At 70.3% G+C, this 19,807-nt stretch carries 24 protein-coding genes; 16 read left to right on the forward strand and 8 right to left on the reverse strand.

The annotated features are described in order from the left end of the window. Window positions 1-63 precede the first annotated feature (63 nt). Complete coding sequence (locus tag DJ74_RS10025; protein ID WP_094523655.1) at window positions 64-990, forward strand: DMT family transporter; 927 nt, start codon at window positions 64-66, stop codon at window positions 988-990. 45 nt (window positions 991-1,035) lie between these two features. On the opposite strand, the gene DJ74_RS10030 is transcribed toward DJ74_RS10025, so the two are convergent. After that, a complete protein-coding gene (locus tag DJ74_RS10030) occupies window positions 1,036-1,503 on the reverse strand; it encodes a peroxiredoxin (RefSeq protein WP_094523653.1) in 468 nt (155 codons plus the stop codon). Window positions 1,504-1,582: 79 nt separating this feature from the next. Here DJ74_RS10030 and DJ74_RS10035 point away from each other — a divergent pair, with 79 nt between their 5' ends. From DJ74_RS10035 to DJ74_RS10045, 3 genes are read left to right on the forward strand one after another with little or no spacing between them, the layout of a single operon-like run. Continuing rightward, window positions 1,583-3,763 (forward strand): histidine kinase N-terminal 7TM domain-containing protein, encoded by a 2,181-nt coding sequence (locus tag DJ74_RS10035; protein ID WP_094527152.1) that lies wholly within the window; start codon window positions 1,583-1,585, stop codon window positions 3,761-3,763. Window positions 3,764-3,817: 54 nt separating this feature from the next. Beyond that, window positions 3,818-4,726: a type II methionyl aminopeptidase gene (gene map, locus DJ74_RS10040; protein WP_094527153.1), complete on the forward strand. Its 909-nt coding sequence runs from the start codon at window positions 3,818-3,820 to the stop codon at window positions 4,724-4,726. Then, the gene (locus tag DJ74_RS10045; RefSeq protein ID WP_094527154.1) at window positions 4,726-5,277 is read left to right on the forward strand and encodes an HIT domain-containing protein; all 552 of its coding nucleotides are present in this window, start codon (window positions 4,726-4,728) and stop codon (window positions 5,275-5,277) included. Before map ends, DJ74_RS10045 begins: the two co-directional genes overlap by 1 nt. 520 nt (window positions 5,278-5,797) lie before the next feature. On the opposite strand, the gene DJ74_RS10050 is transcribed toward DJ74_RS10045, so the two are convergent. From DJ74_RS10050 to DJ74_RS10060, 3 genes are all read right to left on the reverse strand, one after another. Then, window positions 5,798-6,562, reverse strand: coding sequence for an amino acid ABC transporter ATP-binding protein (locus tag DJ74_RS10050; protein ID WP_094523645.1), 765 nt, complete (start codon window positions 6,560-6,562; stop codon window positions 5,798-5,800). After that, complete coding sequence (locus DJ74_RS10055; protein WP_394338186.1) at window positions 6,562-7,203, reverse strand: ABC transporter permease; 642 nt, start codon at window positions 7,201-7,203, stop codon at window positions 6,562-6,564. Before DJ74_RS10055 ends, DJ74_RS10050 begins: the two co-directional genes overlap by 1 nt. A 149-nt stretch (window positions 7,204-7,352) precedes the next feature. Beyond that, window positions 7,353-8,282 carry a substrate-binding domain-containing protein gene (locus tag DJ74_RS10060; RefSeq protein WP_094527155.1) on the reverse strand — a complete coding sequence of 310 codons (930 nt, stop codon included), beginning with the start codon at window positions 8,280-8,282 and terminating at the stop codon, window positions 7,353-7,355. A gap of 238 nt (window positions 8,283-8,520) precedes the next feature. On the opposite strand from DJ74_RS10060, the gene DJ74_RS10065 reads away from it, so the two are divergent. The 5 genes from DJ74_RS10065 to DJ74_RS19645 all read left to right on the forward strand — a co-directional run bounded on the left by DJ74_RS10065 (window position 8,521) and on the right by DJ74_RS19645 (window position 11,147). Further along, window positions 8,521-9,285 carry a TOBE domain-containing protein gene (locus DJ74_RS10065; RefSeq protein WP_094527156.1) on the forward strand — a complete coding sequence of 255 codons (765 nt, stop codon included), beginning with the start codon at window positions 8,521-8,523 and terminating at the stop codon, window positions 9,283-9,285. A gap of 302 nt (window positions 9,286-9,587) precedes the next feature. Next, a complete protein-coding gene (locus DJ74_RS19640) occupies window positions 9,588-9,710 on the forward strand; it encodes a hypothetical protein (protein WP_254921646.1) in 123 nt (40 codons plus the stop codon). A gap of 98 nt (window positions 9,711-9,808) precedes the next feature. Beyond that, window positions 9,809-10,045 carry a hypothetical protein gene (locus DJ74_RS10070; RefSeq protein WP_094523640.1) on the forward strand — a complete coding sequence of 79 codons (237 nt, stop codon included), beginning with the start codon at window positions 9,809-9,811 and terminating at the stop codon, window positions 10,043-10,045. A gap of 201 nt (window positions 10,046-10,246) precedes the next feature. After that, window positions 10,247-10,945: an SDR family oxidoreductase gene (locus tag DJ74_RS10075; protein WP_094527157.1), complete on the forward strand. Its 699-nt coding sequence runs from the start codon at window positions 10,247-10,249 to the stop codon at window positions 10,943-10,945. A gap of 76 nt (window positions 10,946-11,021) precedes the next feature. Then, window positions 11,022-11,147: a hypothetical protein gene (locus tag DJ74_RS19645; protein ID WP_254921645.1), complete on the forward strand. Its 126-nt coding sequence runs from the start codon at window positions 11,022-11,024 to the stop codon at window positions 11,145-11,147. Window positions 11,148-11,195: 48 nt separating this feature from the next. Here the strand turns inward: DJ74_RS19645 and DJ74_RS10080 are convergent, their stop codons facing one another. Next, complete coding sequence (locus tag DJ74_RS10080) at window positions 11,196-11,375, reverse strand: hypothetical protein (RefSeq protein WP_094523636.1); 180 nt, start codon at window positions 11,373-11,375, stop codon at window positions 11,196-11,198. 42 nt (window positions 11,376-11,417) lie between these two features. Continuing rightward, window positions 11,418-13,211, reverse strand: a complete 1,794-nt coding sequence (gene infB, locus DJ74_RS10085; protein WP_094523634.1) for a translation initiation factor IF-2 — start codon at window positions 13,209-13,211, stop codon at window positions 11,418-11,420. Window positions 13,212-13,494: 283 nt separating this feature from the next. Here infB and DJ74_RS10090 point away from each other — a divergent pair, with 283 nt between their 5' ends. From DJ74_RS10090 to DJ74_RS10100, 3 genes are all read left to right on the forward strand, one after another. Continuing rightward, a complete protein-coding gene (locus tag DJ74_RS10090) occupies window positions 13,495-13,740 on the forward strand; it encodes a PRC-barrel domain-containing protein (protein ID WP_094523632.1) in 246 nt (81 codons plus the stop codon). Then, the gene (locus tag DJ74_RS10095) at window positions 13,740-14,198 is read left to right on the forward strand and encodes an NOB1 family endonuclease (protein ID WP_094523630.1); all 459 of its coding nucleotides are present in this window, start codon (window positions 13,740-13,742) and stop codon (window positions 14,196-14,198) included. The genes DJ74_RS10090 and DJ74_RS10095 overlap by 1 nt, the downstream gene beginning before the upstream one ends. Before the next feature lie 82 nt (window positions 14,199-14,280). After that, entirely contained in the window at window positions 14,281-15,381 is a 1,101-nt protein-coding gene (locus DJ74_RS10100; RefSeq protein ID WP_094523628.1) for a DUF2891 domain-containing protein, read from the forward strand. Here DJ74_RS10100 and uppS read toward each other — a convergent pair. After that, window positions 15,378-16,349: a polyprenyl diphosphate synthase gene (gene uppS / locus DJ74_RS10105; protein ID WP_094527158.1), complete on the reverse strand. Its 972-nt coding sequence runs from the start codon at window positions 16,347-16,349 to the stop codon at window positions 15,378-15,380. The genes DJ74_RS10100 and uppS overlap by 4 nt on opposite strands. A 64-nt stretch (window positions 16,350-16,413) precedes the next feature. Here uppS and lwrS point away from each other — a divergent pair, with 64 nt between their 5' ends. The 4 genes from lwrS (at window position 16,414) to DJ74_RS10125 (ending at window position 18,805) form a co-directional block, all read left to right on the forward strand. Then, complete coding sequence (lwrS, locus tag DJ74_RS10110) at window positions 16,414-16,782, forward strand: LWR-salt protein (RefSeq protein WP_094523624.1); 369 nt, start codon at window positions 16,414-16,416, stop codon at window positions 16,780-16,782. Window positions 16,783-16,871: 89 nt separating this feature from the next. Beyond that, window positions 16,872-17,525: an HAD family hydrolase gene (locus DJ74_RS10115; RefSeq protein ID WP_094523622.1), complete on the forward strand. Its 654-nt coding sequence runs from the start codon at window positions 16,872-16,874 to the stop codon at window positions 17,523-17,525. 361 nt (window positions 17,526-17,886) lie between these two features. Then, window positions 17,887-18,264 (forward strand): PadR family transcriptional regulator, encoded by a 378-nt coding sequence (locus tag DJ74_RS10120; protein ID WP_094527159.1) that lies wholly within the window; start codon window positions 17,887-17,889, stop codon window positions 18,262-18,264. A gap of 25 nt (window positions 18,265-18,289) precedes the next feature. Further along, a complete protein-coding gene (locus tag DJ74_RS10125) occupies window positions 18,290-18,805 on the forward strand; it encodes a CopG family ribbon-helix-helix protein (RefSeq protein ID WP_241881415.1) in 516 nt (171 codons plus the stop codon). 24 nt (window positions 18,806-18,829) lie between these two features. Here DJ74_RS10125 and DJ74_RS10130 read toward each other — a convergent pair whose 3' ends face one another. Beyond that, window positions 18,830-19,804, reverse strand: coding sequence for a rhomboid family intramembrane serine protease (locus tag DJ74_RS10130; RefSeq protein WP_094527160.1), 975 nt, complete (start codon window positions 19,802-19,804; stop codon window positions 18,830-18,832). Window positions 19,805-19,807: the final 3 nt, after the last annotated feature.

Genomic DNA, 19,807 nt, shown 5'->3' on the forward strand with positions numbered 1-19,807 from the left:
CCACGATCCGGCGGCGTCCTCCGCAACGGACACCGCTTTATTCCCCGTCGCCTTCCTTCGACCGTGTCACGGTATCGAGACGTCGTCCTGTTTTTCACCCTCGCCACGCTCTGGGGCGGCTCCTTCGTCGCCATCGAGGTCGGCCTCGACTACTACCCGCCGGTGCTGTACGCGGCCTACCGGTTCGACGTGGCGGCGCTGGTGTTGGTGTCGTACGTCCTCCTGACGGAGACGGGACCGCTCCCCAGCACGCGCGGCGACTTCGCCGCCATCGGCTTCAGCGGGGGGCTCTCCGTCGCCGCCAACAACTCGCTGCTGTTCGTCGGACAGCAGTACACCACCAGCGGCATCGCCTCGATCACCTACAGCCTCGTGCCGATCGCGACCGCGGCGGTCGCGGCCGCCTGGATCGGCGGTTCTGACCTCGACGCGCGCGGCGCGTTCGGTGTGGTACTCGCGTTTATCGGCGTCGGGCTCGTCGCCCAGCCGGACCCCGCGAACCTCGCCGGGGGCGTCACCATCGGGGTCGGGCTGATCTCGATCGGCGTGCTCGCGGTCGCGGTCGGCAGCGTCGGGCTCCGCACCGTGACGACGAGCTTCTCCAGCATCGCGCTCACGGGGTGGGCGATGCTGTTCGGCGCCACGCTGATCCACGGGCTCAGCGCCGCGCTCGGCGAGACCCAACGGCTCCCGGTCACGGAGCTTCCCGCGGTCGGTTCGCTGCTGTTCCTCGGCGTGATGTCCTCGGCCGTCGCGTACAGCATCTACTTCACGCTGCTCGACCGGCTGGGCCCGTTCGAGATCAACCTCGTCTCCTACGTCGTTCCGGTCGTCGCGACGGTCGCCGGTGCGGTCCTCCTCTTAGAGCCCGTGACGCCGCTGACGGTCGTCGGCTTCTTCGTCATCGTCGCCGGCTTCGCGCTCCTGAAGCGGCACGCGATCGCCGACGAGGTCCCGCGGCTCCTCTCGCGGGTCGGCGGGCTGTTCTGACGGGCCCGTCGCGACGACGGCGACGCGGAGGGGTCGCCGCCGACCTCAGCCGTCGAGCGCGGCGATGTCCTCGACGATCTCGACCGCGTGGTCCTCGGGAGAGACGCCCTCGTAGGCGAGGACGACGGTCCCCTCGCCGTCGAGCACGTACGTGTTCCGGAACACGCCGTCGAAGGTGTTGCCGAACATCTGCTTCTCGCCGTACGAGTCGTACGCGCTCGCGACCTCGCCGTCGGGGTCCGACAGCAGCGTGAACGGGAGGTCGTGCTTCTCGGCGAAGGGCTCCAACTCCTCGACGGGGTCGTCGCTGATCCCGACGACGGCGACGTCGGCCCCCTCGAAGGCGTCCCACTCGTCGCGGAACCCGCACGCCTCGGCGGTACAGCCCGGCGTGTCGGCGCGCGGGTAGAAGTAGACCACCGTGTACCGCGACTCGTCCGGGTCGACGGTGACGGTCGCGCCGTGCTGGTCGGCCAGCGTGATCGGGGGTGCGGAATCGCCGGGATCGAGCATACCTGCCGTCGTTTCGGCGGCGTCTTAGGGCGTTCGGTCCGGTCCACTTTTATCCGCTACTGTCATGCTAACGATATCGATGGTGTGGCAACCGACGCCGTACACGGCCCCGTTGCTCGTGGCGGCGCTCGCCTCCTTCTCCTTCGCCGCGTACGCCGCGAGGAGTCGGGGGCGAGGGGAGCGCGCGCTCGTCCGCGCGTTCGTCGGCGTCGCGCTCGGGAGCGGGGTCTGGTCGCTGGCGTACGCGGCCCAACTGTCGGCGACCGCGCTCGACGCGACCCTCTTCTGGAACCGGTTCGTCTGGGTCGGGACCGGGACCCTCGCGGTCGCTTGGCCCGCGTTCGTGCTCGCGTACGTCGACCGAACGTCGTGGCTCCGGCCGCGCCGGTTCGCCCTGCTCTGTCTCGTTCCCGCGGCCGTGGTCTCCGGCGCCCTCCTGATCGGTCCCGAGGCGCTGTTCTACCGCGACCCGTCGCTCGCCGACGTCGGCGGCTACCTCGTCGTGGAGTACGCCCCCACGCCGGAGCTCCTCGCGTTCGTGGCCTACTCGTACGCCGTGAACCTGGTCACCTTCGCCGTCCTCGGGTACGCGGCGCTCACCCGAGAGGGCGTGTTCCGCCGGCAGGCGGCGCTGCTGCTCGTCGCCGGCGTCGCACCGACGGTCGCCGGCGTCCTCGGCGTCTGGGGCGCGGTCGGGCCGACGTTCGTCGACCTGACGCCGGTGACGTTCGCCGCCACGTCCGGGGTGATCGGCTGGATCGTGTTCAGACACCGTCTCCTCGACCTCTCGCCGATCGCCCGCGATACCGTCTTCGCGAACCTCGCCGACGGGGTCGTCGTCGTGGACGCGACCGGCCGTATCGTCGACGTCAACGAGCCGGCGAGGGGACTGTTCCCGTCCGTCGCGGTCGGACGAGACGTCGTGGAGGCGTTCGACTCCGCCCCGGGCGTCGTCGAGGCGATGCGGGGCGCCCGGACCGAGTCGTCGCGCGAGGGCGAGTTCCGGGTGACCCTCACCGACGGGGAGAGTCACCGGTTCCTGACCGTGGACGCCCACGCGATCGACGGCGCTGACGCCGGAGCGCCGCCGCGTGACGGGGTCGGCGGCACCGTCCTCCTCTTCCGGGACGTCACCGAGCGGGAGACTCTCCAGCGCCGGTATCGGACCCTCATCGAGAAGTCGCCGAACGTCGTGGCCGTCTGCGGGACCGACGGTCTCGCCCGCTACGTGAGCCCGTCGATAGAGCGGCTGCTCGGCCACTCGCCCGCCGAGGTCGAGGGGCGACCGATCGTCGACCTCGTCCACCCCGACGACGAGTTGGAGTCGCAGCGCGCGTTCGAGCGGGCGTTCGAGACCGACGAGCCCCAGCCGCTCGACCACCGCATCGCCCACGCCGACGGGAACTGGCGCCGGTTCGAGACGACCGTCGAGCGCCTGTTCGACGACACCGAGGAGGTCGTGATCACCGCGACGGACGTGACGGAGAGCCGTCGGTACGAGCAACGCCTGCAGGTCCTCAACCGCGTGCTCAGACACGACCTGAAGAACGACACGAACGTGATCGGCGGCTACGCCGACCTCCTGCGCGACCACGTCGACGAGGACGGCGGCGACTACTTGGACATCATCGACCGGAAGGTAGAGACGCTGACGCACCTCAGCGACCAGGCCCGCGAGATCGACGTGGCGCTCCACAACGAGGCCGAACAGACGCGGATCGACCTCGCGCGGCTGGTCGAGCGGCTCTCCGAGTCGCTCGAATCGTCGTTCCCGGACGCGACGGTGCGGGTCTCGACTCCCGACGCCGCCGTCGCGCACGCCGACGAACTCCTCGAGTCCGCCGTCCGGAACGTGCTGGAGAACGCCGTGGTCCACAACGACCGCGAGCGCCCGACCGTCGACGTCATGGTCGCGGCCGCCGGCGGCGGGTACCGGATCGAGGTCGCCGACGACGGCCCGGGGATCCCGCCGGTCGAGCGGGCGGTCTTCTCGGAGGCGCGCGAGACGGCGCTGGAGCACGCGAGCGGGCTGGGGCTCTGGCTCGTCCACTGGATCGTCACGGGGTCGGGCGGCGAGCTCGACATCGAGACGCGGGACCCGACCGGGACGGTGGTGCGGATGCGGCTCCCTGCGGCCGACGCCGACGGCGGGACTGCGGCCGAAGCAGACGCCGAGGACACTCCCGCGGCCGACGCCGACGGCGGGAATGTCGCCGGGGCAGACGGCGGAAGCTCCGCCGCGACGGACGTGCGCGACTAGCGCCGTCGCCGTCCCTCCGCAACCTCTTTGCGGTCGCTGGTCGAACCGACGGTCATGAGTCACGGATCCCTGGACGAGGACGCGGTCGAGAGCTACCGGGAGGCCGGCGCGGTGTTGGTTGAGGCGACGAACGAGGCCCGCGAGATGGTCGAGCCGGGGCGGTCGCACTTGGAGGTCGCCGAGTGGACGGAGGACTTCGTCCGCGAGCAGGGAGCCGGGCTCGCGTTCCCCGTCAACATCAGCGTCGATCCCGAGGCGTCGCACGCCACCCCGACCCGGGACGACGACACGGAGTTCGGCGAGGAGATGGTGTGTCTCGACGTCGGCGTCCACGTCGACGGCTACATCGCCGACGCCGCGGTGACCGTGGACCACTCCGGGAACCCGGAGCTCGTCGAAGCCGCCGAGATGGCGCTGGAGGCCGCGGTCGACGAGGCCGGTCCGGGCGTCGAGGTCGGCGTCGTCGGCGCGGCGATCGAGGACGTGATCCGGGGGTACGGCTACACCCCCGTCCTGAACCTCTCCGGCCACGGCGTCGAGCGCTACGACGCCCACACGGGACCGACGGTGCCGAACCGGGGGGTCGACCGCTCCGTCGAGCTAGAGCCGGGGCAGGCGGTCGCGATCGAGCCGTTCGCCACCGACGGCCGCGGGAAGGTCGGCGAGGGGACCGACGAGGAGATCTTCGAGCGGCAGGGGTCGGCGAGCGTGCGCGACCGCCGCGCGCGGCAGGCCTTAGAGGAGATCGAGGCGTTCGACGACCTCCCGTTCGCGGCGCGGTGGCTCGACGGCGACCGCGTCGGGATGGCCCTGCGCCGGCTCAAGCAGGCGAACGCGGTGAAGGGGTACCCCGTGCTGAAGGAGGCCGACGACGCCCTCGTGAGTCAGGCGGAGCACACCCTCCTGATCACCGAGGACGGCGTCGAGGTGACGACGGCGGGGATCCACGGCTTCGACGACTGATGGACCGGATCTACGCCCCGTGGCGGATCGAGTGGGTCGAGCGCGACGCGGACACGATCGACGGCTGTCCGTTCTGCGTCCTGCCGGACCGCGAGGACGACCGCGACTCCCGGATCGTCGCCCGCAGCGAGCGCAACTACGTCCTGTTGAACAACGCGCCGTACAACCCCGGCCACGCGATGGTGATCCCGTACGAGCACGTCGAGGATCCGACCGACCTCGACGACGCGACCCTCCTCGACCACGCGCGCCTGAAGACGGCGACGCTGGCGGCGATGCGACGCGATGTCGACCCCGACGGGGTCAACACGGGCCAGAACCTCGGCGGGACCGCCGCCGGCGGCTCGGTCGACCACCTCCACACGCACGTCGTCCCGCGGTGGGACGGCGACACGAACTTCATGCCCGTGACGGGCGAGACGAAGGTGATCGTGGAGGCGATCGACCGCACGTACGGCCACCTCCACGCCGGCTTCGCCGCCGGCGACGACGTGGTCGACCCGGGCGACGCCGAGGCCGGAGACGCGGTCGAGCTCGACTTCGACAGCTGAGGCGACGGCGATCCAGTATTTAAATAGCCGTGAATGATGGCGAAGATTATTTTATAAATGACGGAGGCGGCGGCGCGCCCCGGTGAGCGGCCGACAGGCCGCGAGCCGACGGTGCGAGGTCGTCGGGCGAAGCCCGACTGCCAGAGAATCTCCGATTCTCGCTGGACGCGGTGAGCGCTCGCAGAGCGCGAACCGCGAGGCTGGGGAGGTGTGAGGTGCTGTGCGGTATAGGTGGGACTCAAAAGGGCAGCCGGTGAGGCGGACGGAGGCGTTCACGAGAGCTCCGCTCTCGTGAGCCAATCAGAACGCGAAGCGTTCTGATGACGATGCAAGGACCGCAAGGAGCGAGTGAAACGAGCGACTGAGGACCGTAGCGAGCGTGCGTCCGCCTCACCGGTTGGGGCTTTGGAAGTGTTCACCGCAGCAACGCCGACCATTTATAAACAGTCGACAGCAACACCACGCTCCGACCTGTAAACGACTCTCCTCGCGACGTACTACACCTACTCCTCGATGCGCGTCAGTACACCAGCTCCCCGGAGATGAACTTCCGGGTGCGCTCGTCCGACGGGTCTTCGAAGATCCGCTCGGTCGGGCCGACCTCGGTGACACCGTCGTCGAGCAGCACCGCGACTCGGTCCGCGACGCGCTCCGCCTGATGCATGTCGTGCGTCGCCACGACGACGCCGATCCCGCGGTCGCGGGCCTTCGCCATCGCGTCCTCGATGACGGCGGTGTTCCGCGGGTCGAGGTCGGAGGTGGGCTCGTCGAGGAGGAGGACGTCGGGGTCGTACGCCAGCGCCCGGGCGAACGACACCCGCTGCGCCTCGCCGCCGGAGAGCGAGTCCGCCCGCTGGGTCGCCTTCTCGGAGAGCCCCACCACGTCGAGCGCGTCGCCGACGGCGTCGGCGGGCTCGTGCAGCCCGACGAGCGAGCGGAGCTGGGCCTGAAGCCGGTCCGCCCACGGGCGGCGGATCCGCAGGCCGTACTCGACGTTGCGCGCGACGGGCGCGTCGAAGAGGCTCGCCTCCTGGAACACCATCCCGACCCGCCGGCGCAGTGCGAGCCGCTCCGACTCCTCGGCGGTCCACACGTCGGTGCCGTCGAGCGCGACGGCGCCGTCGTCGGGTTCGAGCGAGAGCGCGAGCGTCCGGAGCAGGGTCGTCTTGCCGACGCCGGACGGACCGATCACCGCGACCACCTCTCCGGAGTCGACGGTCAGCGAGAGATCGCGGAACACCGGCCCGTCGCCGTACGAGCGGGAGACGTTCCGGAGCCGGAGCATCAGCGGTGCACCCCCTGATCGCCGAGCCGGATCACGACGGCGTTGACCGTCAACACGAGCGCGACGAGGACGGCGCCGAGTATCATCGCGGTCTCGTACTGCCCCTGTCTGGCCTCGAGCTGGATGGCGGTCGTCAGCGTCCGCGTCTTCGATATCCCGTCCGCGCCGGTGATGTTGCCGCCGACGATGAGCACGGAGCCGACCTCGCTGATAGCGCGGCCGAATCCCGCGAGGATCGCGGTGGCGATACCGTACCGGGCCTCCTTGAGGACGACGAGCGCCACGTCGACGCGCGTGCCGCCGAGCACGCGGGCGGCGTCGCGGACGTTCTGATCGACGCCGGAGATCGCCGCGAGGCTGATCGCCGTGATCGGCGGCGTCGCGAGTACGAACTGCGACATGATCATCGCCTGCTTCGTGAAGACCAGATCGAGCGCGCCGAGCGGTCCCTGGTTCGAGACGGCGAACAGCACGAGGAGGCCGACGACGACGCTCGGGAACCCCATCCCGGTGTTGATTACGGACTTCGCGAACTGCTTGCCCGGGAAGTCGGTGAATCCCATCACGACCGCGATCGGGATGCTGAACAGCGTGCTCAGCGCCACCGCCGTGAGGCTCACGTACAGGGAGACGTAGATGATGCTCCAGACGTACCCGTCCCTGAACGGAAGGTCGAGGAGGGCCGGGAGGTCAGCGGCGACTGGTCCCCCGAGGAGGGCCGGGAGGTCAGCGGTAACCGGGCTCCCGAGAACGGTCGGCAGCAGCGGTGCGACTGATTCGAGCGGCACGCTCACCCGTCGGTGGAGTTCCCACTCCAACCTTCCGGAACGTACTGCTGGAAGTCAGGGCTCTCGGAGACCGCCCTGGGGAAGAACAGCTGCTCTCCGTTCATCTGGTAGTCGGCGATCGCCTCTTGGGCCCCGGGGCTGGTGATCCAGCCGATGTACGCCATCGCGAGGTCGTAGTTGGCGTTGTCGTGGACGCCGGGGTTGACGGCCATGATCCCGTAGGGGTTCGCGAGGATCTCCGGGCCGTCCTCGATCGGCCCCTGCACGAGGATCGTCAGGTCGATCTCCGAGCGCTGCGAGATGAACGTGCCGCGGTCGGAGAGCGTGTACGCGCCCTGCTGGTTGGCGTTGTTGAGCGCCTCGCCCATCCCGGCGCCGATCTCCTGGTACCAGTCGCCGCCGGGGTCGGTCCCCGCGGCCTCCCAGAGGTTCAGCTCCTTGGTGTGCGTGCCGGAGTTGTCACCGCGGGAGACGAACGGGGCCTGCGCCTCGGCGACCGCCGTGAGCGCCTCGGTCGCCGAGGACATCCCCTGGATCCCGGCCGGGTCGCTCTCGGGACCGACGATCACGAAGTCGTTGAACATCAGGTCCCGGCGGTTGATCCCGTACCCGTTCCGCATGAACTCGTCCTCGAGCCCGCGGGCGTGGACCATCACAACGTCGGAGTCGCCGTTCCGGGCCGACTCGAGGGCCGCGCCCGTCCCCTGCGCGACGGCGTCGACGGTCACGCCGTACATCTCCTCGAAGTCGCCGTGGATCGCGTCGAGGAGCCCCGTGTCGTAGGTGCTCGTCGTGGTCGTGAGCGTCAGGGTCTCGCCGGCCACGGCGGCGCCGGTCTCTTCTTGACCCCCGCCGAACTGCGCGCAGCCGGCGGTGCTCGCTACTGCTCCCGCGCCGAGCGCCGCGACAAACTGTCGTCGATGTATCGGCATGGACACACCGTTGTGCTGATACTAAATATAGTTTCTGCCGCGCGGTCAACCGCGATCGGTTACTCGCTCCCGCACGGAGCGATCGAGGTGCGCCGGTGAAGCCGAGCCGGTGTCCGATCGCGCCCCGAGATCGGTCGGAATCGGAGGGGAAGACGACTGGAACCGGTTACGTCGCCGTCGGGGACGCCGGCGTACCGGGAGGGAAAGCGCCAACACCCCCCGGGACGACGGTGTCGACATGGACGAAAGCGGCGACGAGGGCGCCGCCGAAGGGAGCGCCGCCGGCGCGGGCCGCGGCAGCGCGGCGCTCATCGAGGGCGACGCCGAGTTCGACGGGCGGGACGCCGCGCTCCTCCGGGCGGTCCACGAGGCGGGCTCGGTCGCGGGCGCGGCCGCGGAGCTGGGGCGTTCGCGGGCCCGAGCGCTCTCGCGGATAGAGCGCCTAGAGGAGGCGTTCGGCCGGTTGGTCGAGCGCCGGCGCGGCGGCTCGGGGGGCGGCGGCAGCCGGCTCACCGACGCCGGGCGCGAGCTGCTCGACCGCTACGACCGACTGCAGGCCGTGCTCGCCGCGACCGCGAGCGTGCCCGAGACGGTGCTCGACGGGACGGTCGCGAGCGTCGACGGCGAACTGGCCGACGTCGACACCGCGGTCGGCACGCTTCGGGGGCTCCACGATAACGCGACCGTCGGCGACGCGGTGCAGGTCAGAGTCGGCGCCGACGCGGTGACGATGCACTCGGGGGACGCCGACATCGACCCGGACGCGACGAGCGCGCGGAACCGGCTCCGAGGGACGGTCGTCGACATCGACGCGGGCGAGACGGTCTGCACGGTTCGCGTCGCGGTCGAGGGCACGGCGTTCCACGTGCTGGTCACCGCCGAGAGCGCGTCCCGGCTGGCGCTCACCGAGGGCGACGACGTGTCGGTGCGGTGGAAGGCGACGGCCACCCGGCTGGTGAGACACGCGACGACCGCCGGCTCCGCCGAGCCGTCGCGGGACTGACACCGGACGGGCCGGAGCGGTCACTCCTGCCTGGATCGCTTCCAGGCCGGGTAAAGCTCTATCACGGCGATCAGGCTGAGCGCGACGCCGACGGCGATCATCAGTGCGTCCGGGTCGATATCGTCCATACCCCAACGTGGGGGCGTAAACGTGTAATCGTTTGCCACGATTCGAGGAGCGACCGGTCCGCGCGCGGCGACCGGTCTCCGGTTCGGTACGGGTCGCGACGGCCGACCGATCGCGGCTGCGGCGCGCTTCGGGGAACGAAGACGTATGTGCGCGAGCGTCCAAAGATCGTCATCATGCCCGCGACAGACGACGAACGCGACGACGGGAACGATCGACTGTTCGCAGTCGTCATGATCGCGCTCTCGGTGCTCATCTTCCTCGCCGTCCGCAGGTCGGAGCGCGAGCGCTCCGACTAAGGCGTCCGCGGCGAGAGCGCGACGACAGAGCCGCCGAATACGGGTCGTTCGTTCTCGCTGACGGGAACTGATTTACATGTACGCACCCTACTGAATCTGTGAGCGACTCAACTGAGGACACGGCGGTCGAAGCCGCGGAAGGAATCGGTACCGACGGTCTCACTCCCGCGGTGCTGGCATCGGTCGGCTCGGTCGCCCTCGCACTGTACTTCTACTACGTGCGCGGCGACAAGCAGCGCGGCCAGTTCGTCGGCTTCTGGCCCGTCACGATACTCGGACTGGCGTCCTACTTCAAGCTGGAGGAGATCCGGCAGATGCTGGCGGACGACGAGTAGTTTCGCACTCAGGCCCGTCCCGCTCGGCGTCGGGACCGAAACGGCGTATAAAAGCGGCGAACCGACGGCGTCGGACCCCGGCTCCGACCCGCGGACGCGAGCGGCTTTTTCTGGCACCGCCTCAGCGAAGACGCGGCCGCGCGGCGCGGGCGGAACCGGTCCGACCCGGGCGTTCTTTGCGCTCCGCTTCGAACGTGAGACATGGATCCGACCGACATCGACGCGGTCCTCGTCGCGGGCGCCACCGGCGGAACGGGCCGAGAGGTGCTGCGGCGAGTCGGACGGCGAGTGGACACCGTTCGCGCGCTCACGCGGTCCGCGGGCGCCACCGCCGACCTCCGGGCGGCCGGCGCGGACGAGGTCGCGGTGGACGACCTCCTCGACCCGTCTGACCTGGCCGCGGCCGTCGAGGGGGTCGACGCCGTCATCAGCGCCGTCGGGAGCACCAGCTCGACCGTCCGGAGCGGCCCGCCGTTCGTCGACGGGGCCGGGAACCGAGCGCTGGTGGAGGCGGCGGTCGACGCCGGCGTCGACGCGTTCGTGATGGAGTCGGCGATCGGCGTCGGCCCCGAGCCGTCGAGCCCGCTCGCGTCCGCCTTCGACGCGTTCATCGGTCCGCTACAGGAGGCCAAGGGCGAGGCGGAGGCCGCGCTCCGCGACGCGCCGATCCGACACACGGTCCTCCGCCCCGGAATCCTGACGAACGGCCGGCGGACGGGGCTCGTCACGACGGCCGAGCCGGGGGCGAGGCTGTGGGGAACCGTCTCGCGTGCCGACGTGGCGTGGCTCATGGCCGCGGCGCCGACGACCGAGGGCGCGGCGGACCGGACGTTCGAGGTCGTCTCCACGCCCCGGTTCCCCGACCGCGGCGTCGACGTGAACTGGACGTTACCGCGGTGACTCCGGGCCTCGCTGCCGTCACGGCGCACCGGGGCGGCGGTAACGATTATAACCCGTCCGTGAGTAGTGACAACGCATGACACACGACGTGCCGACCGAAGAGACCCGGGGGCGTCGGTGGTGTGAGACCTGCCGTATCAGCGTCGAGCCGGTCGCGGGCGACCGCGGTCTCGAGTGTCCGAGCTGCGGCGAGTCGCTCTGAGGGCGCCGACCCGCCGCGGGCCGCTCGGAGAAGACACGCAGAGACGTCTCACGCCTCCTCGCTGGCGTCGAAGTAGCCGTTGAGCAGTTGCGGGACGACGACTCCGACCGTCAACAGCGCTCCGATCAGGACGGTGTCGCTCAGTTCCGTGAGGACGCGGCCGCCGTAGGCCAGCGCCAGTCCGGCGGCCATACACAGGAGGATGACGGCGTTCTCGCGGGAGAGCATGCGGTCGGCCTTCGGCGTCCGGGTAAAAATCCCCTGTGACCGCTACTTCCCCCAGAAGGGGTCCCGCTTCCGCTTCGTGTCGAGATACGCCGAGAGCGCCTCGCGCTCGTCGGCGGTGATCTCCTCTTTCAGCTCCTGTTCGAGGATCTTCGCGTGCTTCTCGGGGACCTCGGTCCAGAGGGTGTCGCCCTCCTCGATTCCGCGCCCGACCGTGGGCCCGTCGATGGCGATGCTGACGCGCTCGCCGGCGCGCGCCTCGTCGACGTCGTCGCCCTGCTTCTGGATCCCGGAGAGCTGCCCGACGCGATCGAACTCGTTGCCCTCGAACATCCCGACGTTGCGGTTGTTCTGGACCGTGCCGGAAATGACCTCGACGCCGACGACCGCGGGGTCGTTCTGGCGGAACGTGTGGTCGGGGAGAATGCGGAAACGCGCGGGCCGGACGACCTTGTCCAGCACCGTCTCCTGTTGGGCGCGCTGGCGCTCCTCGACGAACGTCTCGTAGTCCTCGATCAGCTGGTAGATGACGTCGTTCGTGAACAGCTTCACGTCGGCGTTCTCCAGCTCCGTCTCGGCGTTCGCCAGCAGGTCGACGTTGAAGCCGAGGATCGCCTTGTGCTCGTCCTGGTTCGCGGTCTCGGCCACGGCGATGTCGCGGGGCGCGATGTCGCCGACCTCGGCGCGCAGGATTGGCACCTCCGCCTCGCGGAGCGCGTTCGCCATCGCCTCCAGCGAGCCGAGCGTGTCGGCCTTGACGACGACGCCGTCCTCGGCGGTCTCTACCTCGATCTCCGCGAGCTCGGCTTTCACCTCCTCGACGACCTCCGCCTCCGGTCGGTCGCGGACGACCCGGACCGGCGCGCCGGCCATCGCCCGGTCGAGGTCCGGCGCCGCGATCTTCACCCCGGCCGCGGCGCCGACCTCGGCCACCTTCTCGAACTGCTTCTCGGTGCGGATCTCCTCTAAGGGCCGCGGCTGCAACAGCGCGCGGATCTCGGTGACGATCGGCTCGTCCTGCCCGCCGACGACGATCCGGTCGCCGTTGCGCACGACGCCGTCGTACACCACCGTGTCGATGGTGGCGCCGAAGCCGCGCTCGTCTTTCACTTCGAGGACCGTCCCCTCCCCCGCCCCGAAGACGTCGATCGCCATCTCCTCTTTCATGAAGCGCTGGGAGAGACCCATCAGCACCGTGAGGAGGTCGGGGACCCCCTCGCCCGTGATCGCCGAGAGGGGGACGACGCCGATGTTCTTCTGGAAGTCCTGCACGCGCCAGTAGAGGTCCGCGGAGAAGCCGGCGTCGGAGAGCTGGCCGATGATCTCGTAGAGGTTCTCGTTGAGCATCGACTCGGCGCGCTCCGACTGCGCCTCCAGGCTCTTCTGGATCGGCTGGCCGTCCTGCGGGTTCCACCCCGGCGTCGTGTCCACCTTGTTGGCGGCGACGACGAAGGGAGTGCCGGTGCGCCTGAGGATGTCGATCGCCTCCTCCGTCTGCGGCTGGAAGCCGTCGTTGACGTCGACGACGAGCACCGCGATGTCGGCGAGCGCGCCCCCGCGGGCGCGCAGCGTCGAGAAGGAATGGTGGCCCGGCGTGTCGATGAACAGGAGACCGGGGAGGTCGAAGTCGGTCGGGTCGATGAGCTCGCCCGCCATCCCGGAGATGGTGTCGAGCGGGATGTCCGTCGCCCCGATGTGTTGGGTGATCGCGCCGGCCTCGCCCTCGCTGACGGCGGAGCCGCGAATCGTGTCGAGCAGGCTCGTCTTGCCGTGGTCGACGTGACCCAACACGGCGACGATCGGCGTCCGAAGGGTGTCCGCGTTTGTGTGGTCGGTCATAGGTGATCGCCCCGAGAAGGTCGGTTACCCGGTATTCCGCCCGGGCGTCAGTTAAGCCTTTCAAAATGCGACCGGCCGTTTCGCCCCGATCCGGGCCCGTCCCGCGTCGGCGTCAGCCGCCCGACGACCGTCGTCCAGTGTCAGGCGATCGATGTCCGCCGGTCAATGGCCGTCGCCCGATGTCCGCCGGTCAATGGCCGTCGCCCGATGTCCGCCGGTCAGCGTCCGTCGCCCGTCGGACGCCCCCGTGGCGTTTAAGACCGTTGCCACGGACGGTGAGGACATGGTAGACATCCTCGCGGAGAACCTCTCCGGGAAGGCGGTGATGAGCTCGGACGGGACCGAACTGGGCGACCTGTACAACATCACGATGGACCTGAAGTCCGGGGAGCTGAACGACCTGCTCGTCAGCCCGCACGAGCACCTCAGCCCCGAGCGCTCCGGGTTCGACGTCGACGAGATGGGCCGACTGAAAGTGCCGGTCGGGAACGTGAAGGCGGTGAAGGACTACATCGTCGTCGCCCGCTGATGGAGGTCCTCGACACCTCGGCGTTCATCCACGAGTACACCACCGACGACGACGTCGTCTCGGTGCCCGAAGTGCACGAGGAGCTCAATGGCGAAGGGGCGCTCCGCTTCGACGCGATGGAGGGGTCGGGGATGACGATCCACGTCCCGGCCCCGGAGGTCATCGACAACGTCCGGCGCGCCGCGCGCGGCTCGGGCGACGACGCGGAGCTGTCCGACACCGACACGCGGCTGATCGCGACCGCGCTCGAACTGAGCGCGACGCTGGTCACCGACGACTACGCGATGCAGAACGTCGCCGAGCGGCTCGACCTCGACGTCGAACCCATCGCCAGAGACGGGATCACGGAGGAGCGCGAGTGGCGCTTCCAGTGCGTCGGCTGCAACCGCACGTTCGACGAGAACAAGGAGCGGTGCCCGATCTGCGGGAGCGACCTGACCCGAAAGAACCCGGCGTGACCGGGCTCGGCCGACCGATAGAGGGTGCTATTCTCTCGCATTCGACCGACCGATTGAACAGGCGGCCCGCCGACCTCCCGACGTGAACGCATTCGAGACGATCTCGTCGGACGCGCTCCGGGCCGGCCGGGCCGACGCGCTCGACGACGCGGTCGCGAGCGCGCTGACCGCTCACCCGCTGGACGGGATCGAGACCGAGTACCCGCATTACCAGGGAGCGGTGGAGGGGCCGGACGCGCCGCCGCGCCCCTCGGAGAAGCACCCGGCCTTCTACGGCTGCTTCGACTGGCACTCGGCGGTCCACAGCCACTGGGCGCTCGTCCGGCTGCTGCGGGTCGCCTCGGACCACCCGGACGAAGGTGAGATCGCGACCGTCGTCGACGGGCGGCTGACGCCCGAACACGTCGCGGGCGAGGTGGAGTACCTCGACGCGAATCCGAGCTTCGAGGAGCCGTACGGCTGGTCGTGGCTGCTGCGGCTCGCCGCCGAGCTGCGCCTGTGGGACGACTCACGCGCCGACGCGTGGCGCGAGACCCTCCGCCCCCTCGAAGACCGGGTTCGCCGGGGGACCCTGGAGTCGTTCCTCGGCGTCGACCGCCCGCACCGCGTCGGCACCCACGGCAACACGGCGTTCGCGCTCGCCGGAGTCCTCGACTACGCGCGGGTCGTCGGCGACGCGGAGCTCGAACGCGAGGCCGAGACGACGGCGAGCCGACTGTACGCGGACGATTCGGCCGGCGTCGTGGGCGCGGAGCCCGTCGGGTGGGACTTCGTCTCGCCCGCCTTGACCGAGGCGGACCTCATGCGCCGGGTCCTCGCCCCCGACCCGTTCGCGGCGTGGCTCGACGGGTTCCTCCCGGACCTCACGGGGGCGCCGCACGACGCGCTGCTGACGCCCGTCGACGTCGAACCGGACGAGGGCGACGGCGCCGCGATGCACCTGATCGGGCTCAACGTCTCCCGCGCGTGGTGTCTCGCGGGACTGGCCGACGCGCTTTCGGGGCGGGAGGGGCCGGCGGCGACCCGACTGCGGGAGCCGCTGGACGCGGCGGCGCGCCGGCACGCCGAGGCGGGGGCCGCGGACGTGCTCACCGACGACTACGCGGGCTCGCACTGGCTCTCCTCGTTCGCGGTGTACCTGCTGACGCGGAACGAGGGCGGGATCGCGCCGGGGACGGCTTAGTTCGTGCCCTTCGACTCTTGGGGGTCGCCGTCGACCGGTCCGGCCGACTCGCTCTCGGCGATTCCGAGGGCGTCGTCGGAGAGCTCGTTGCCGTCGAGCCGAGGGACGCGCCCCCGAAGCCGTCGGGCGACGGCCCGGGCCTCGGCGATCTCCACTTCGGCGACCGCCCGGACCAGCGCGACGGCGCGCTCGGCGCGGGCGCGCTGCCACGACTCCTCGCGGGACTGGTAGGTCCGGATAGCGCGGAGGAACTCGCGCTGCGAGAAATCCGGCCAGTACGGCGCACAGAAGTAGACGGCGGCCTCGTTGCCGTTCGCGTGCCACGGCAGGAAGTTCGAGGTGCGCTCGTCGCCGCCGGTTCTGACGATGAGGTCGACGTCGCGGACCGGGCGGTCGTACAGTCGGTCCTCGACGGTCTCGACGTCGACGTCGGCCGGGTCGAGGGCCCCGGCGTCGACGTCCGCGGCGATCGTCCGCGCGGCGTCGAGCAGTTCCGTTCGCCCGCCGTACGCCAACGCGATGTTCAACCTGAACCGGTCGTTGTCGGCGGTACGGCGCTCGGCGTAGTCGACCGCGTCGCGGACGCGCGGCGGGAGCTGGGCGACGTCGCCGATGGCGCGGACCCGAACCCCCTGTTCGTGGACGCGGTCGGCGTCGGCGAACTCCCGGAGCTTGCGCTCCAGCAGGTCGAACAGCGGCGCCAGCTCCTCGTCGGGGCGCTCGAAGTTCTCCGTGGAGAAGGCGTACAGCGTCAGTTCCGCGACGCCGAGGTCGGCGCACCAGTCGAGCACCCGCTCGGTGGTGTCGGCGCCGGCGCGGTGCCCGTCGGGGGCGTCGGCGCCGCGCTCGCGGGCGTACCGCCGGTTCCCGTCTTGGATGATCGCGACGTGAGCCGGCACGTCCTCGATCTCGCGGCGGAGGTGGCGCCGGTAGGCGCGCTCGCCGAGGCCGCGGAGACGGTCCAGCATACGTTCTGATAAATTCGACCGAGGGATATGTACTTTTACCTTCCGATCCCGGATATCGACGTCTATGGACGCCGCCTACGTGTTCGCCGTCGCGTTCCGGCTCGACCCGGACGGAGCGACGGTGGACCCCGATCGGTTCGAGGCGACGATGGAGATACCCGCGAGCGAGCCCGGCACGGACGGGTGGCTGTTCTTCCGCGACCGGCTCTGGCGCGGCGAGATCGGGGACGACCCCTCGTTCCGAGGCCTCGCGAGCGACCGCCTCGGCGTCGAGGTCACCGAGGCGTCCTTCCGGGAGCTCCGGACCGACGAGGCGTACCTCGAGGCGCTGAAACGCGAGGTCGCCGCGGATCTCTCCCGGTTCAACGCCGACTCGGTCGACGCCGCCCTCGGCAAGTACCTCGGCTCGTCGATCCACGTGCGGGGAGAGTGAGAGCCTGACGGCGGGCGACCGGCGTGGCGCGGCACCGTCACCCGCGGCCCCGCAACGCACTTATCGGTCCGGGTTCTACTGACGGGCCCATGGCCGTCGTCGACTACGACTTCCACCTGTTCGACCTCGACGGCACGCTCGTCGACGCGGAGTGGTCGTACACCCGCGCGGTGTTCGACCGGGTCGGCGACCGGCTCGGCCGGCGCTTCTCCGACCGCGAGGCGCACGTCCTCTGGCACGGGTTGGGCGGGCCGCGCGGCGACACCCTCCGCGAGCTCGGCGTCGACCCGGGCGACTTCTGGCCCGCGTTCCACGCGGTCGAGGACCCGACGGCCCGCGCGGAGGCGACGTACCTCCACGACGACGCCGCTCGACTGCTCGACCGCGTCGACGACGCGGGCGGACCGACCGGGCTCGTCACCCACTGCCAGCGGTTCCTCGCCGAGCCCGTCCTCGACAGGGTCGACTTGGAGGGTCGGTTCGACGCGGTGGTCTGCTGTACCGACGAGACGGGGTGGAAGCCGGACCCCGCGCCGATCGAGCTGGCGATGCGCGAGCTCGGCGTCGACCCGCGAGGGGACCGCGGCTACTACGTCGGCGACGGCGAGAGCGACGTGGGCGCGGCGTGGAACGCCGGACTCGACGCGGTTCACGTCGAGCGGGTCGGCCACGCGGACCGCGGGCGGTGCGTGCTCGGCGACCGGCGCGTCGACCGGCTCGACGAGCTGGTCGAGCGGACGTGACCTCAAGAGCCGGCGATCCGTCGAACGCGTTCCGTACCGCACTTCGCACACGCCTCCACGACCTCGTCGGGATCGATGATTATCGCTTTGCGTTCGTATCGGTGGCGACAGATCAGTCGGTCGAGGTTCATCGTGTGTCACGGTGGCGGCATTCGCTCATAAGTAATTTCCGTGAACACACACTAATACACATAATATAGTGGCACATAATAAGTGAATCGCTGTTAGAGAATGTGAATGTCTTAATATAGCCGCGTATTTGAGTGTACGGTCAGTTTAATATGGCTACCAGCTGTATAACGCGCTGGAACCGTCCGCCCGCGACCGAAACGGTCGTGAGTCGCCGCACGCTAGCCGACCCATGACGAAGTGGTTCCACAGCGGTCGCCGTCGCGACCTCTGCGCGCTGCTGTACGACGCCGGCGAGCTGCGGGCGCAGTCGCTGAAGAACCGGTTGGAGAACCACTACGACGAACGCATCGATCCCGGCTCCTTCTACGCGACGCTCCGTTCGCTGGTGGAGTCGGGCTTCCTCGACCGCCGCACCGAGGGGATCGCCGACGTGTACGCTCTGACCGACGCGGGGGAGCGTGCGCTCCTCGACCACTACGAGTGGCTCTCCGAGCGCGTCGGCGTCCCGAGAGCGACAGAGCGGGCGAGACCGGAATCGGCCCAGGGGGAGAGACCGGAATCGGTCGCGGGGGCGGCCCCGGACGAAGACGCCGACCTCAAGGATTAACAACATCGGCGGCGTGGGTTAATACATGACTGTCGTCAGCGTCTCGATGCCGGAGGAGTTGCTCGATCGGATCGACGGGTTCGCGGACGAACACGGCTACACGGGGCGCAGCGAGGTCGTTCGCGAGGCTTCGCGGAACCTCCTCGGCGAGTTCGAGGACGCCAAGCTGGAGGACAGGGAGCTGATGGCGGTGGTGACGGTCCTGTTCGACTACGAGACCACGAGCGTCGAAGAGCGGATGATGCGGCTCCGCCACGAGCACGAGGGGCTCGTCGCCTCCAACTTCCACAACCACGTCGGCTCTCGCTACTGCATGGAGCTGTTCGTGCTGGAGGGTCGCTTAGACGAGATATCCGCGTTCGTCGGAAAGATCCGGGCGACGAAGGACACGCTCACCGTCGACTACAGCGTGACGCCGGTGGACGAGTTCGGCGCCGACGCCGTCGCCGAGGCGACCCCCGACGACGTCGGTCGCGAGCGCGGCGAGGGATCGGGGCACGGCCACGGCGAGGGATCGGGGCACGGCCACGGCGACGAGTAGTCGGCGTCCGCGCGCGAGCGCGACTCACCCGTCGAGGACGACGCCGACGAGCGGGACCGCCACCCCGACGGCGTAGCCGGCGAGGTGCGCGAACACGTTGCTGCCGAACGGGACGATGACCAGCGACCCGATCACCCCGGCGGCGGCGACGCTCGCGCCGGTGACGTACAGCAGCTCCCGCTCGGGGGGCAGGTCGAGCCCGACAACCCGCGGGCGGCCGACGCCGACGTAGAGCCCGGCGGCGACGAGGGCCGCGCAGAGCGCGAACAGGGACCCGACGGCCGGTAGGGACGGGAAGTAGCCGACGCCGCTCGGGGCGAGGTACGCGAGCGCGAGCGACCCGAGCGCGGCGACGACCGCCCAGCGGGCGTCGACGCCGACCGCCGGGGCGGCGGACCCGTCGCCGTCGGCCTCGGTCGGTCCGTCGCTCTCGTCGCCGGTCGCCTCCGTCGCCAGCGCGGCGAACCAGACGACGACCAAATAGCCGAGGATCGCGCTGTTCAGGTCCGAGAAGCCGGCTGTCGGGGCGTTCGTCAGGCCGCCGAGCGCGACGATAGTCGCCCACGCGGACGCGAGCGGGACGACCGCCAGGTAGACCGCGGCGATCCCGAGCAGCCGCCCGCGCCACCCCGCGACGACCGAGAGGGGGTACGCGACCGCGACGAGCAGCCAGTAGTTGACGAGGTTGTCGAGGAGGTGCCCGGGGCTCGCGTGGACGAAGCTCGACGCGAACGCGGTCCAGAGCGCCCACCGGCTCTCGAAGACGCCGCCGGTCGCGAGCGAGAGCCGCCAGGCGTCGGTCCCCGGCGTGAGGCTCACGGCGACGAGCAGCGCCGGCAACGGAACGGCGAGGAGGAAGAGGTCCCGCGGGGGCTGCGTCCGGACCGCCGCGCGGACGCTGGCGAGGAGTTCGCGGAGAGTGGGCGGTTCGGGCGCGGAGTCGCCGTCGCTCGCCGGACCGCCGCCGTCCGAGCGTCCCGGGCCCCTCTCGGCGCTCATCGC

Origin of the sequence: Halorubrum sp. Ea8, assembly GCF_002252925.1 — an archaeon.
Classification (GTDB): Archaea; Halobacteriota; Halobacteria; order Halobacteriales; family Haloferacaceae; genus Halorubrum.

What these genes read in the sequence shown, in the direction of transcription:
- map (WP_094527153.1), top strand. Translation starts at nt 3,818, where the DNA reads ATGAGTCACGGATCCCTGGACGAGGACGCGGTCGAGAGCTACCGGGAG.
- DJ74_RS10045 (WP_094527154.1), top strand. Translation starts at nt 4,726, where the DNA reads ATGGACCGGATCTACGCCCCGTGGCGGATCGAGTGGGTCGAGCGCGAC.
- DJ74_RS19645 (WP_254921645.1), top strand. Translation starts at nt 11,022, where the DNA reads ATGACACACGACGTGCCGACCGAAGAGACCCGGGGGCGTCGGTGGTGT.
- DJ74_RS10120 (WP_094527159.1), top strand. Translation starts at nt 17,887, where the DNA reads ATGACGAAGTGGTTCCACAGCGGTCGCCGTCGCGACCTCTGCGCGCTG.
- DJ74_RS10050 (WP_094523645.1), bottom strand. Translation starts at nt 6,562, where the DNA reads ATGCTCCGGCTCCGGAACGTCTCCCGCTCGTACGGCGACGGGCCGGTG.
- DJ74_RS10065 (WP_094527156.1), top strand. Translation starts at nt 8,521, where the DNA reads ATGGACGAAAGCGGCGACGAGGGCGCCGCCGAAGGGAGCGCCGCCGGC.
- DJ74_RS10060 (WP_094527155.1), bottom strand. Translation starts at nt 8,282, where the DNA reads ATGCCGATACATCGACGACAGTTTGTCGCGGCGCTCGGCGCGGGAGCA.
- DJ74_RS10095 (WP_094523630.1), top strand. Translation starts at nt 13,740, where the DNA reads ATGGAGGTCCTCGACACCTCGGCGTTCATCCACGAGTACACCACCGAC.
- DJ74_RS10030 (WP_094523653.1), bottom strand. Translation starts at nt 1,503, where the DNA reads ATGCTCGATCCCGGCGATTCCGCACCCCCGATCACGCTGGCCGACCAG.
- DJ74_RS10115 (WP_094523622.1), top strand. Translation starts at nt 16,872, where the DNA reads ATGGCCGTCGTCGACTACGACTTCCACCTGTTCGACCTCGACGGCACG.
- DJ74_RS10035 (WP_094527152.1), top strand. Translation starts at nt 1,583, where the DNA reads ATGGTGTGGCAACCGACGCCGTACACGGCCCCGTTGCTCGTGGCGGCG.
- infB (WP_094523634.1), bottom strand. Translation starts at nt 13,211, where the DNA reads ATGACCGACCACACAAACGCGGACACCCTTCGGACGCCGATCGTCGCC.
- DJ74_RS10125 (WP_241881415.1), top strand. Translation starts at nt 18,290, where the DNA reads ATGACTGTCGTCAGCGTCTCGATGCCGGAGGAGTTGCTCGATCGGATC.
- DJ74_RS19640 (WP_254921646.1), top strand. Translation starts at nt 9,588, where the DNA reads ATGCCCGCGACAGACGACGAACGCGACGACGGGAACGATCGACTGTTC.
- DJ74_RS10080 (WP_094523636.1), bottom strand. Translation starts at nt 11,375, where the DNA reads ATGCTCTCCCGCGAGAACGCCGTCATCCTCCTGTGTATGGCCGCCGGA.
- DJ74_RS10090 (WP_094523632.1), top strand. Translation starts at nt 13,495, where the DNA reads ATGGTAGACATCCTCGCGGAGAACCTCTCCGGGAAGGCGGTGATGAGC.
- uppS (WP_094527158.1), bottom strand. Translation starts at nt 16,349, where the DNA reads ATGCTGGACCGTCTCCGCGGCCTCGGCGAGCGCGCCTACCGGCGCCAC.
- lwrS (WP_094523624.1), top strand. Translation starts at nt 16,414, where the DNA reads ATGGACGCCGCCTACGTGTTCGCCGTCGCGTTCCGGCTCGACCCGGAC.
- DJ74_RS10075 (WP_094527157.1), top strand. Translation starts at nt 10,247, where the DNA reads ATGGATCCGACCGACATCGACGCGGTCCTCGTCGCGGGCGCCACCGGC.
- DJ74_RS10130 (WP_094527160.1), bottom strand. Translation starts at nt 19,804, where the DNA reads ATGAGCGCCGAGAGGGGCCCGGGACGCTCGGACGGCGGCGGTCCGGCG.